The organism is Leptolyngbya sp. FACHB-711 (assembly GCF_014695615.1).
Taxonomy (GTDB): domain Bacteria; phylum Cyanobacteriota; class Cyanobacteriia; order Elainellales; family Elainellaceae; genus Leptolyngbya_A.
In genome coordinates this window covers 24,627-36,841 of sequence record NZ_JACJOR010000474.1, presented here as the reverse complement: position 1 = coordinate 36,841, position 12,215 = coordinate 24,627, and the positions used below count along the sequence as shown (strand labels likewise).

At 51.5% G+C, this 12,215-nt stretch carries 8 protein-coding genes; 4 read left to right on the top strand and 4 right to left on the bottom strand.

All coding sequences use genetic code 11. The features are described 5' to 3' along the window. Nucleotides 1-1,730 (top strand): ATP-binding protein (locus H6F80_RS22090; RefSeq protein WP_190793686.1); only part of this gene is annotated, 1,730 nt, incomplete at its 5' end. A gap of 40 nt (nt 1,731-1,770) precedes the next feature. On the opposite strand, the gene H6F80_RS22085 is transcribed toward H6F80_RS22090, so the two are convergent. After that, on the bottom strand, nt 1,771-2,136 hold the full coding sequence (locus H6F80_RS22085; RefSeq protein ID WP_190793685.1) for a translation initiation factor: 366 nt from the start codon (nt 2,134-2,136) through the stop codon (nt 1,771-1,773). A 151-nt stretch (nt 2,137-2,287) separates the two neighbouring features. Between H6F80_RS22085 and trpB the strand changes: the two genes are divergently transcribed. Both trpB and H6F80_RS22075 read left to right on the top strand, forming a co-directional pair. After that, nucleotides 2,288-3,532: a tryptophan synthase subunit beta gene (gene trpB / locus H6F80_RS22080; protein WP_190793684.1), complete on the top strand. Its 1,245-nt coding sequence runs from the start codon at nt 2,288-2,290 to the stop codon at nt 3,530-3,532. Nucleotides 3,533-3,535: 3 nt separating this feature from the next. Next, nucleotides 3,536-4,165: a ribonuclease D gene (locus tag H6F80_RS22075; protein ID WP_190793683.1), complete on the top strand. Its 630-nt coding sequence runs from the start codon at nt 3,536-3,538 to the stop codon at nt 4,163-4,165. A gap of 51 nt (nt 4,166-4,216) precedes the next feature. Here the strand turns inward: H6F80_RS22075 and H6F80_RS22070 are convergent, their stop codons facing one another. Together H6F80_RS22070 and malQ are read right to left on the bottom strand one after the other, a co-directional pair. Next, nucleotides 4,217-4,684: a bilin-binding protein gene (locus H6F80_RS22070; protein ID WP_190793682.1), complete on the bottom strand. Its 468-nt coding sequence runs from the start codon at nt 4,682-4,684 to the stop codon at nt 4,217-4,219. 307 nt (nt 4,685-4,991) lie between these two features. Beyond that, nucleotides 4,992-6,509, bottom strand: coding sequence for a 4-alpha-glucanotransferase (gene malQ / locus H6F80_RS22065; RefSeq protein WP_190793681.1), 1,518 nt, complete (start codon nt 6,507-6,509; stop codon nt 4,992-4,994). A gap of 973 nt (nt 6,510-7,482) precedes the next feature. Between malQ and treS the strand changes: the two genes are divergently transcribed. Beyond that, complete coding sequence (gene treS / locus H6F80_RS22060; protein WP_190793680.1) at nt 7,483-10,863, top strand: maltose alpha-D-glucosyltransferase; 3,381 nt, start codon at nt 7,483-7,485, stop codon at nt 10,861-10,863. 87 nt (nt 10,864-10,950) lie between these two features. On the opposite strand, the gene H6F80_RS22055 is transcribed toward treS, so the two are convergent. After that, on the bottom strand, nt 10,951-12,186 hold the full coding sequence (locus H6F80_RS22055; protein WP_190793679.1) for a glycosyltransferase: 1,236 nt from the start codon (nt 12,184-12,186) through the stop codon (nt 10,951-10,953). Nucleotides 12,187-12,215 lie beyond the last annotated feature (29 nt).

Here is a 12,215-nt window from a genome sequence, read left to right as displayed (position 1 = left end):
ACGACGACACGATCGAAAATCAGCCTGCCCTGAAGTTATTAGATCAGGAAGGTGAACTTTTAATTGTCGGTATTTCTAACCAAATGCAGCAGATGCTAGAAGAGCAGGAAGGTCAATTAGCCTCTGCGGAAGCTGCAATTTTGTTCAGGGACATGCTGGAGTTTCGCAACTCTTTTGCGCTCTTAGTGTCGGCACTGCGAACCTATATTGTAGTTCGTGAACCTACCTTTCGATTTGAATACGGCAGGAATTTGCAAGCAAATCGACAAGCCTGGGAGCGGTTAACCCAAAAAAAGAATGAGATGACCCTCAGCCAGCAAGCGTCGCTGCAAAAGATTGCTCAACAGCGGCAATCCTTCCTCAATCTACCGGAAACGATGTTCAAGGCGGTAGCAAGCGATCGCTACCGGAATGATTTATATCTGTTTAATTCTGAAGCAGAGCCGCTGGCAACTGAAATGTTGTCTATTCTGAATGAGATTGTGCAAGATCAGCAGACTGCACTGACACAAGAACTAGAAGTCGGAAATGCCAGTCTCACCGATGCTCAATGGAAAAATCTTTTCACCGGATTGATCGCCGTAGGTTTAAGTGTTGGCATGACGGTATTTTTTCGACGGCACATTGCTCAACCCGTGCAGCGATTGACCGAAGCCACCAGTCGAATTACAGCAGGCGATTTTGACGTGAGTGCACCCGTTGAATCTCAGGATGAAATTGGACAACTTGCCCTGACCTTCAATCAAATGACAAAATCGCTCAAAGAATCCCGCGATCAGCTCGAACATTACAATCGCAACTTAGAGCATGAAGTCAGGGATAGAACGCAAGAATTGCAGGAAAAAAACCAGCAGCTCGAACAGGCATTTGATGATCTGAAACAGACGCAAGCCCAACTGGTGCAAACCGAAAAAATGTCCAGTTTAGGGCAGCTCGTAGCGGGCATTGCCCATGAGATTAATAATCCGGTCAATTTCATTCACGGCAATGTGAATTTTGTTGATCAATATGCCCAGGATTTGCTGGGATTGGTTCATCTTTATCAGTTGCAGTATCCAGAACCCGGCTTAGAAATTCAAGACAGACTAAAAGACATTGATTTTCAGTTTCTCGAAACGGATCTCACTCGAGTGCTGGCTTCGATCAAGGTCGGAACAGAACGCATCCGAGAAATCATCAAATCGCTGCGCCTGTTCTCCCGGCTGGACGAAGCAGAAGTCAAAAACGTTGATTTGCATGAGGGTATTGATAGCACGCTGATGATTTTGCAGGGTCGCTTAAAAGCAAAAACCGATCGTCCTGCAATTGAAGTCATTAAACACTATGGTGCGCTGCCAAAAGTTGAGTGCCATGCCGGACAGCTCAATCAAGTGTTTATGAATCTTTTGAGTAATGCGATCGATGCACTCGAAGAATCAAATCACGATCGCTCCTTTACAACGATTGAGCAGCAGCGCAATACCATCTGGATACAAACTGAAGTAATGAAGAACGATCGCGTTAAAATCACCATTGCGGATAACGGAATCGGGATGTCAGAAGTCGTGCGATCGCGCCTGTTTGACCCTTTTTTCACAACAAAGCCGGTTGGCAAAGGCACAGGCTTAGGGCTAGCCATCAGCTACCAAATCATCACCGAGAAACACAATGGGCAACTGTACTGTGATTCTACACCCGGAAAAGGAACCAGATTTTGCATTGAAATTCCAAAGCAACAGCCCTTTGCATGATCGGAGGAATCTTTGAGTTCTCCCTGGCTGCTAAAGAACCCTACTTGCCGCCGCTTTTTTTCGCTTTGTAGCCCATCTGCGTCAGGAGTTCGACGAGCTTTTGAGTATGGTCGCCCTGAATCTCCATTTCGTTGTCTTTCAGTGTTCCGCCTGTGCCGCACTGGGCTTTGAGCTTCTTTAATAAATCTGCCAGCGTTTCAGGCTTTGCTTGAAATCCGCTAATAACGGTGACGGTTTTGCCGCCTTTGCCCTTGCGGGTTGCCTGCACGCGAAGATTTTGCTGGTTGGGCAGCAGTTCCTGAACCGGACGCTCGAAGGCATCGGTGTTGGGGTTGCCGAACTCGGAGTAAACTACGCGATTGGTTGCAGGGCTGTGAGCAGATGAATCTTTGCGTTTGGATGACATGGGCGTGATGAAATCTGTGGCTTTTTTGGTGGCTTTTCTATAAGAACCAGGGAGAAGCGAAGCGACCCAGTTTCCCCTTTCGAGGCGATCGTTTTTTGCAGACCCGGAACTTCTTTATAATAAGGACTGTTCCATTATCCCATTGGATTCCGTGACCTACACTCCCGTTCCCCCCTCCCAACCCCTTGACACGACCCAACGCCCAGACACCCTGGGACGCTTCGGTAAGTTTGGCGGCAAATATGTCCCCGAAACGCTAATGCCTGCCCTGAGCGAACTGGAAACGGCTTTTTATCAGTACCGCAATGATCCAGAATTCCAGGCAGAGTTTCAAGGCTTGCTAAAGGATTATGTGGGCAGAGCAACACCACTCTATTTTGCGGAACGGTTGACTCAGCACTATGCCAAACCCGACGGCACGGGCGCCCAAATTTACCTGAAGCGGGAAGACCTCAACCACACTGGGGCACACAAGATCAACAATGCTCTGGGGCAAGTGTTGCTGGCAAAGCGGATGGGCAAACAGCGGATTATTGCAGAAACGGGAGCCGGACAGCACGGAGTCGCTACGGCAACGGTCTGCGCTCGGTTTGGTCTGCACTGCATTATCTACATGGGCGTGCATGACATGGAGCGGCAGGCGTTAAATGTGTTTCGGATGCGGCTGATGGGAGCAGAGGTGCGTCCGGTGGCATCAGGGACGGGAACCCTGAAGGATGCCACGTCTGAGGCAATTCGGGACTGGGTAACGAATGTGGAAAGCACGCACTATATTTTGGGGTCGGTGGCGGGTCCACATCCTTATCCGATGATTGTGCGCGACTTTCAGGCAGTGATCGGGCAGGAGACGCGGCAGCAGTGTATGGAGAAATGGGGCGGTCTGCCAGATATGCTGCTGGCTTGTGTGGGCGGCGGCTCAAACGCGATGGGGCTGTTTCACGAGTTTGTGAATGAACCCTCGGTGCGGCTCATTGGAATTGAGGCAGGCGGAGAGGGTGTCGATTCTGAAAAACACGCAGCAACGCTCACGCGGGGCAGAGTCGGCGTTTTGCACGGGGCGATGAGCTATTTGCTGCAAGACGAAGATGGACAGGTCGTAGAGCCATACTCAATCAGTGCCGGACTAGATTATCCGGGCGTTGGACCCGAACACAGCTTCCTCAAAGATGCCGGACGCGCTGAGTATTTCAGCATTTCTGACCAGGAAGCTCTGGAAGGACTGAAGCGACTTTCCTGCCTGGAGGGAATTATTCCTGCGCTGGAAACGGCTCACGCGATCGCCTTCCTCGACCAACTCTGTCCCCAGCTCACGGGCAGTCCCCGGATTGTGATCAACTGCTCTGGACGCGGCGATAAGGATATGCAGAACGTAGCCAAGTACCTGAGTTTGGGTTAAAGCATGACATTCACCGAGTTTCAGGTCTGCGATCGAGACATCTCAGATGAAATTTTGGCAGGCTATCTTGAGTCCGATGCACTGGCAGTGGATACCGAAACAATGGGTCTGCTGCCGATGCGCGATCGGCTCTGCGTCGTGCAGCTTTGCGATCCGCAGGGACGAGTGGCAGTGCTGCGAATTCAGCAGGGACAAACCGAAGCCCCTAATCTAAAGCGGCTTTTGGAAGCGGAGCAGGTGTTGAAAGCCTTTCACTTTGCCCGATTTGACCTGGCAACGATTCGCTATCACCTGGGAATCGAGGTCGCTCCGGTGTTTTGCACCAAGATTGCCAGCAAGCTTGCCCGCACCTATAGCCCCCGCCACGGACTTAAGGATGTGGTGCTGGAGCTAGAGCGGGTCGAACTCGACAAAACGGCACAAAGCTCCGACTGGGGCAATGCCGTAAATTTATCCGATGAGCAGTTGCGCTATGCCGCGAATGACGTGCGCTATTTGCTTAACATTCAGCAAAAATTAAAGGAGATGCTTCAGCGAGAAGGACGCTGGGAACTGGCGCAGGATTGCTTTCGCTGCTTACCCACGATCGTCTCCCTGGATCTGATGCAGTACCAGGGCATTTTTGAGCATTAGTTTCGAGCAATAATGTCAAGCAATAGTTTCGAGCAGCGGTAAAGTTGCGCCTCAGGGCTGGATTAGCGTTTCTTTGATCTTCCGGATGATTGGGCAAATTAACTGGCTCTCTTTGGGCGGCAGAGCCGATCGCAGCAGGTTCTCCAGTGCTGAGTACACAACCTCGCATCTGGGCTGAATTTTGCGTGATCGAGTAATAGTCTGGAACCAGATCAGTAAATCTTCCTGAAGCCAGGCTTCACCCAGCAGCATTGATTGCACTGCATGATGAAAGGTGTAGCGGACATCGTGCCGACACTGCACCGAAACATCTCTGCCCTCCATCTGAAAAATTTGGGGATGGGAAGCAGAAACGCGCTGATAAAGCTCGTTGAGAATTCGCTCTTCTGCTTGTGCGAGCTTGCTATAGAGCTGAAAGCGATCGATTGTCATCTGGGAAAGCTGTTCCAGTTCGACTAGCTCTTGATCTGTAGCGTAGCGACCATCAATTTCAGCAATGCGATCCAGTACATCAAACATCAAATGTTCTCCAGACCAGGTAGAATCACAAATTTATTCTTCCCGCTGCCATTTTGAGTGATTCGATCGGGTTGAAAAACTTAACACGTCTAAAAAGTGCCTTAGAAGGTTAAATGGGCGATTGGGGTGGGAGTGTGCTTGAGGCATAGGATAGGTTCTACATTGCCCCCCTAATTCCCCCCTAATGGGGGGACTTTGAAAGCAAGGATGATTCTTGAGGAAACTGATAATTTAACGCTCGGTTCCTCCCAGAATTAACCCGCAGGGGGCAGTTCGGCAGGTGGTTAACTCAGCAAACCGGAATGCTTCAACGGCTATAAATCTCCGTCATCTGACGCAGCCGATCGCTAATCTCCTGGGTCAGCAAGCCCGAGTCCGTGTATCGCCATCGCCACTGTCCGGCATTGGTGCTGGGATCGTTCATGCGGGCGCGGTTGTCCAGTCCCAGCACGTCCTGAAGCGGCAGGATTGCTAGATCTGCGACCGAGAACAGAGCCGCTGAGATAAATAGCCAGTTGATTTCCTGAATGTCTTCTGGTGTCGCGTAGCCCCAGTATTTTGTGACAAACTGCTTTTCGTGATCGCCGGCTTTTTGCCACCAGCCGATCGTCGTATCGTTGTCGTGCGTGCCAGGATAAACGACGCAGTTGGGGATATAGTGATGGGGCAGATAGGCGTTATCAGAACCGCCGCCAAAGGCGAACTGAAGAATTCGCATTCCGGGGAAGTCGAAGCGATCGCGCAGTTCCTCTACTTCGGGGGTAATGATGCCCAGATCTTCTGCCATCACCGGTAGAGAACCGACTGCCGCCTTCAGCGCCTCAAAGAATTTTGCGTCTGGGCCTTTGACCCATTTGCCATTAATCGCCGTAGTTTCTCCGGCAGGAACTTCCCAGTATGCCTCGAAGCCCCGGAAGTGATCGATGCGGACAATATCGACATAAAGCAGTGTTGCCTTAAACCGCGCAATCCACCAGGCAAAATTGGTGCTTTCGATCTGATTCCAGTCGTAAACCGGGTTGCCCCAGAGCTGACCCGTTGCGCTGAAGTAGTCCGGTGGCACTCCGGCAATATAGGCAGACTCTAGCGTTTGTGGATCGAGCTTAAAGGTTTCGGGGCTAGACCAGACATCCGAGCTGTTGTGGCAAACATAGATTGACACGTCGCCCACAATTTGAATGCCTTTGCCGTTGGCATACGCCCGCAGTTTGCGCCACTGCTCAAAGAACTGGAACTGCATGAATTTTTGAAAGGCAATGCTGTCCTTTAGTTCTTGCCGTTTGGCTTCGAGGGCATTGGGTTCGCGACGGGCGATCGATCGCTCCCACTGGCTCCAGGGCTTGCCGCCGTTTTCTTCCAGCAATGCCATAAACAGCACAAAGTCATCTAGCCACCAGGCTTGCTCCCGGCAAAACTGCTCGTATTCGGGATTCGGTTCTTTGTTGAGTTTTTGGGCAAAGCGATCGAATGCCTGCTTCAGGTAGCCGTACTTAACCGGAATTACGCGATCGAAATCCACGCGGCTATAGCCCGGTTCGCCTGATTCAGGGAGCGGCTGAAGCTGGTCAGCCTCCAGTAAGCCTTCTTCTGCCAGGGTTTCGAGGCTGATCATCAGCGGATTTCCGGCAAAGGCACTGAAATTCATAATGTAAGGCGAATGCTCGTCTCCGGTGGGTCCCAGCGGCAACACCTGCCATAGCTTTTGTCCGCTGCGCTCCAGAAAATCGATAAACTCATAAGCCGATCGTCCTAAATCCCCAATGCCAAATCGTCCGGGAAGGCAGGTGGGATGAAGTAGAATGCCACTGGCGCGTTGAAAGGTCACGGTTTTTTCCTGCTAGCGACTGATATTAATGAATGCAAAAGATTGTAGAGTTTGGAGCCGAAAATTTCCTCTTACCTGAGTTGATTTGCAGTGGATTTGCGATCGAATTCAGAAGGGCGATCGCATCTCTTCCAGGGCAAAATACCAACCTAACCAGTGAATTTACCGGGTGTAAAGGCAAAAATTGTAAGAATATCGAGATATTACGGAAAGGCTTTGCAAAGTTCCGGTGAAATCGGCGTCCTCCTCTAGGAGGATTGAATTTTTCATTTTTAGAATGGGCGCATCCAGAAAGCGCGGTTAAGCAACAGCCTTTTAAGCGGGTATTTGAGAAGTCTCTGAGGTTTGACATTGACTCTGCTATTTCCCTTTTTGCCCCCGCCGCTGGGGACTTTGAAACCTAGAGGAAGAGAGGTTCCCCTAGAATTCGGGGGCTAGGGAGGCGGATCACTGTTAGGATTTTTCAAACATCCTGCAAACTTCCGATTCAGGGTATTTCAAGCAGAGTATTTCACAAAATACTTTTATCAGATCTGCGGCTCTTTTCTGGAGAGTCGAGATCATCGCTTCAATCGCGAATTGGCTCAAGCGATCGATCGCCGCTCTGGTCATTTTCTTGAGATTGTCAGTGATGGCTACCACAACTTGAGCTAGTGAACTACGCTTGAATGAAAAGTCTGATTAACACTCCATCAGGGTCGCAACCCCGGAAATGTATCGCATCTACCCGCTCAGCCACCGTCTCCAGGTCACCCACCTGCTCTAGACTTACGATTTCCGCTTGATTGGTTGGCTCTCTGCCTTCAGTAAGACAGAGAGTTGGCTTGCAATTGGCACAATCGATCGAGAAGGTGAAAAACGGTCAATCCATTTTGCTCAGATGATCTGGCTGCACAACTGCTGCACAACCAGATTGCCAAGGACTTGCGACAGAATCCAGCGAACAGCCGATCGGTTTTTAGGGAAACATACTATGCAGAAGACACCGCTCAACGACGATCCCCTTTGGTTTAAAGACGCAATCATTTACGAAGTGCCCGTGCGTGCCTTTGGTGACAGTGACGCAGACGGCATCGGCGATTTTCGCGGCTTAACTGAGAAGCTGGATTACATTCAGGATCTGGGAGTAACTGCCATTTGGATTCTGCCGTTTTTTCCGTCTCCCCTGCGCGACGATGGCTACGACATTTCCGACTACACCAGTGTTAACTCGATCTACGGCAACCTGGAAGATTTTCAGGCATTTCTGGATGCGGCTCACCAGCGCGGCATTCGCGTAATTATCGAGCTAATTATTAACCACACTTCCGATCAGCATCCTTGGTTTCAGCGTGCCCGCAAAGCACCTCCCGGCAGCCCGGAGCGCGATTTCTATGTCTGGAGCGACAATCCCCAGAAATACAAAGGGGTGCGGATTATCTTCAAAGACTTTGAAACCTCGAACTGGACATGGGACCCGGTGGCTCAGTCCTACTACTGGCATCGCTTTTATTCGCATCAGCCCGACCTTAACTTTGAGCATCCAGAACTGCAACGCGCCCTCTTCGATGTGGCGGACTTCTGGCTGAGCATGGGTGTGGATGGCATGCGCCTTGATGCAATTCCCTATTTGTACGAGCGAGAAGGCACAATTTGCGAAAACCTGCCCGAAACCCACGAATTTCTGAAGCGGCTGCGGAAATATGTAGACGAAAATTATCCCAATCGAATGCTGCTGGCAGAGGCAAACCAGTGGCCCGAAGATGCGGCGGAATATTATGGGCGGGGCGACGAGTGCCACATGAACTTCCATTTTCCGCTGATGCCGCGCTTGTTTATGTCGCTGCAGATGGAAGACAGCTTCCCGATTATCGACATTCTTCAGCAAACGCCGCAAATTCCCGATAACTGTCAGTGGGCGCTCTTCCTGCGAAACCACGACGAACTCACGCTGGAAATGGTGAGCGACGAAGACCGTGACTATATGTATCGCGTTTATGCTCAAGACCCGCAGGCGCGGATCAACTTAGGAATTCGGCGACGGCTGGCTCCGCTGCTGGGCAATAACCGACGGCGGATTGAGCTGATGAACTGCTTGTTGATGGCACTGCCAGGTACGCCTGTGTTGTACTACGGCGATGAGATCGGCATGGGCGATAACATCTATCTGGGCGATCGCAACGGGGTGCGAACTCCAATGCAGTGGAGCGGCGATCGCAATGCCGGATTTAGCCGTACCAATCCACAAAAGCTGTATCTGCCTGTAATTGTTGACCCGGAATATCACTACGAAACGGTGAACGTCGAGGCACAGCGGGCAAACCCGAACTCGCTCTGGTGGTGGACGAAGCGGCTTCTGGCAATTCGCAGCCGTTACCGTGCCTTTGGGCGGGGAACCTTTGAGCTGCTCTATCCCGAAAACCGCAAAGTGCTGGCGTTTACGCGCACCTATCACGATGAGCACATTCTGGTGGTGGCAAACCTGTCGCGCTTTGTGCAAACCGTGGAACTCGATCTGTCTGCCTTTAAGGGCATGGTTCCGGTCGAAATCTTTGGACGCAATGAGTTTCCAGCGATCAACGACAAGCCCTATTTCCTCAGTTTGGGTCCCCACGCTTTCTTCTGGTTCACGATTCAGGTGCCGCAGGGTCAGGCTTCGATTCAGCCCATGAAGCAGCCGACCACGATCGCCGTGAATGGCGACTGGCGCGATGTTTTCCTGAAAGCCGAAGCCAGAAAATCTCTGGAAACTGCTCTGCCTGCCTATCTGCGAAGCTGTCACTGGTTTGGCAACAAAGCACGGCTAATTCAAAATGCGACGGTGGTGGATGCTGTGCCGATCGAGCCGCCCCTGGAACTGTCGGACTCGCCCTATCCGCCCGTTGCTCCGTCACCTTACTATTTGCTGCTGACGCGGATCGACTACACCGAGGGAATGTCCGAAATCTGCGTGTTGCCGGTCGCCTATGGGGTAGGCAATGAACCAGGGCAGGCAATCGTTTATCTGGAAGGCAAAACTAGTTCTGGTGTGCTGTATGACGCGATGCACCAGCGCGACTTTCTCTCGATTCCGCTGGCGGCAATTACTCATAAATTGCAGTTTCGCGGTAGTGCAGGTGATATCGTTGCGGTGCAGGCAGAAGCCTTTGCTCAGATTGCCGCTACTCCCACCCATCCGGGCATGAACTCGAATCTAGAACCGCATCTGATGCGCGGCGAACGAAGCAATGCGATCGTGTCTTACGGCGATCGGTTTATCTTGAAGCTGTATCGCAAAACGGATCAGTGCATTAACCCAGATCTGGAGATCGGGCAGTTTCTTACCCGCAGTTCGGCATCGGTCGGGCTGCCCAACCCGGATAACTTTGCTCCGGTGGCAGGCTGGCTGGAATATCGGCGCAAAGGGGCTGAACCCATGACGATTGGCTTGCTGCTCAAAATGATTCCCGAAGCGCGAGATGCCTGGAGCTACACGCTCGACTCGATGCGCGACTGGTTTGATAACATTCTGACGCTGCCGCTGGAACAGATTACGCTAACTTTCCCAGCAGAGTCGATCGAAGAGGCTCTCGAACAAGACGTGCCCGACCTGGCTCATAAAACCATGAGCGGCTATCTGCTGGCAGCGGAACTGCTGGGACGACGCACCGCCGAAATGCACCTTGCCCTCGCATCCGAGCCAGATTATTCCGGCTTTGTACCCGAAGACTTCACGGCGTTTTACCAGCGATCGATCTACCAGTACATGAGAAACCAGGCGGGACAGGTGTTGCTAGAGCTGAAAAAGTACGTCGGACAGTTGCCCGAAGACTTGCAGCGTCAGGCCCAGTTCATTCTCAACTACCGGGAGCAGCTTTTAGGACGATTCCGATCGGTGATCGATCAGCCGATTGCGACCATGCGGATGCGCTGTCACGGCAACTATCACCTGGAAGAGGTGCTGTACACAGGCAAAGATTTTGTGATTGTGGACTTTGAGGGCGAACCCACCCGACCCCTCACCGAACGCCGCATGAAACGATCGCCCCTGCGCGACATCGCCGGAATGCTGCAATCGTTCTACTATGCGTCCCAAATTGCGCTGCGACGCGAAATCGAAACCGGACTGATCCGCAACGAAACGCTGCCTGCAATGCAGGAATGGACTCGTTTCTTCTGCGCCTGGACGAGTGTAACGTTCCTCAAGTCCTATTTGGCAAGAACTGATCACGCGCCTTTCCTGCCGCGAACCTACTCAGAAATGCAGATTTTGCTCGATGCCTATCTGCTCGAAAAATCGGTGTACGAACTTGGCTATGAGCTGAGCAATCGCCTCGACTGGGTAGATATTCCGATGCGGCGCGTTTTGGAGCTGATGCGCTTGCCGCAGGAGTAGGTGGGTGGATGGGAAATAAGGTGATGGAAAGGTGGGGAACGGTAAACAGCAAAGGCTCTTCTGCTCCTTTCTTCCTTCTTCATTCCTTTATCTCCTTCTTCCCTCTCCCGCCTTTTCTTCCCAAACGTTCACCAATCGATCGATCGCCTGTTCCCAGGAGTGTTCTGCTGCAAATGTTCGAGCCTGTTCTCCCATTTGTTGACGCAGTGAAGGGCGATCGATCAGCGTTTTGAGTTTTTGGCTGAAATCGTTGATATTATCGGGTTCAAAAAGCTCGCCTGTTGTGCCGGGCTGAATGCTTTCGATAATGCCTCCGGCACGAGGGGCAAGGACTGGAATTCCTGCGGCGGCGGCTTCCAGAACGGTGAGACCCTTGGTTTCCTTCTGGGATGCGGTAATGTGCAGATCACTGTTGATCAGCAGAGCAGGGACATCTTCTGGGGAAATGCGTCCCAGTAAATGCACTTCGGGCAAAATCGCTCGGAGGCGATCGCGGATTTCAACTTCCATGGGTCCGTCTCCGGCAATCAGCAGGGCGATCGAGCTTCGATCAAGTGATGGAGCAAGCGTTTCAAATGCCTTGAGCGTAAATTTCCAGCCTTTGTCCGGCGTGAGGCGACCTAAAAAAGTGAGCTTGGTTTTGCGATCGACCGAGGGCAGATGATATTTTTCGGCAAAGAAGCGATCGTGTTTCAGTTCAGGACGATATTGGGAGAGATCAATTCCGAGAAACTCACCTCGAACAATATTTTTGATGCCCATTTGAATCAGTTTTCGACCTGCATCTTCACTGCTGACTAACGTTGCAGTATAGGAATTGTAGATGCCCCGCACAATCCGACGCGAAATCCGCTGAAGTATCGCGATGATGAATTTTGGAAGCGGCAAATAATCTTCGATGTATTCAATCAGATTGGTATGAAAGAAGCTAACGCAGGGAATCTGGTGCTGCTTTGCATACGCAACGCCAACCACTTTTTGCATACTGAGATGCAGGCGATCGGGTTCGTCCACGTGAATGATTTCTGGCTGAAACGCTTCTAGTTCTCGCATCAGTGCCGGATATGCCTTGCCGCTTATATTGCGCTCAAACTGCAAATCGAGAAACGGCTCACTCTGGAGCGGCACAATTTTCACCCCCGGTAGAATGTTGCCCACATACTGCTGCCAGTGGGGATATAGGGTGGCGATCGGCTGATAGTCGGGACACAGCACCAGCACTTGATGTCTATCCCGGCTCAGTTTTTGCAGCCTCTGCCAAACCGTTACCGTTACGCCATCGACCACAGGCAAAAATCCAGACGTGATAATTGCAATTTTCATCTAGAATCGGGTCAGCTAACTGGGTCAGA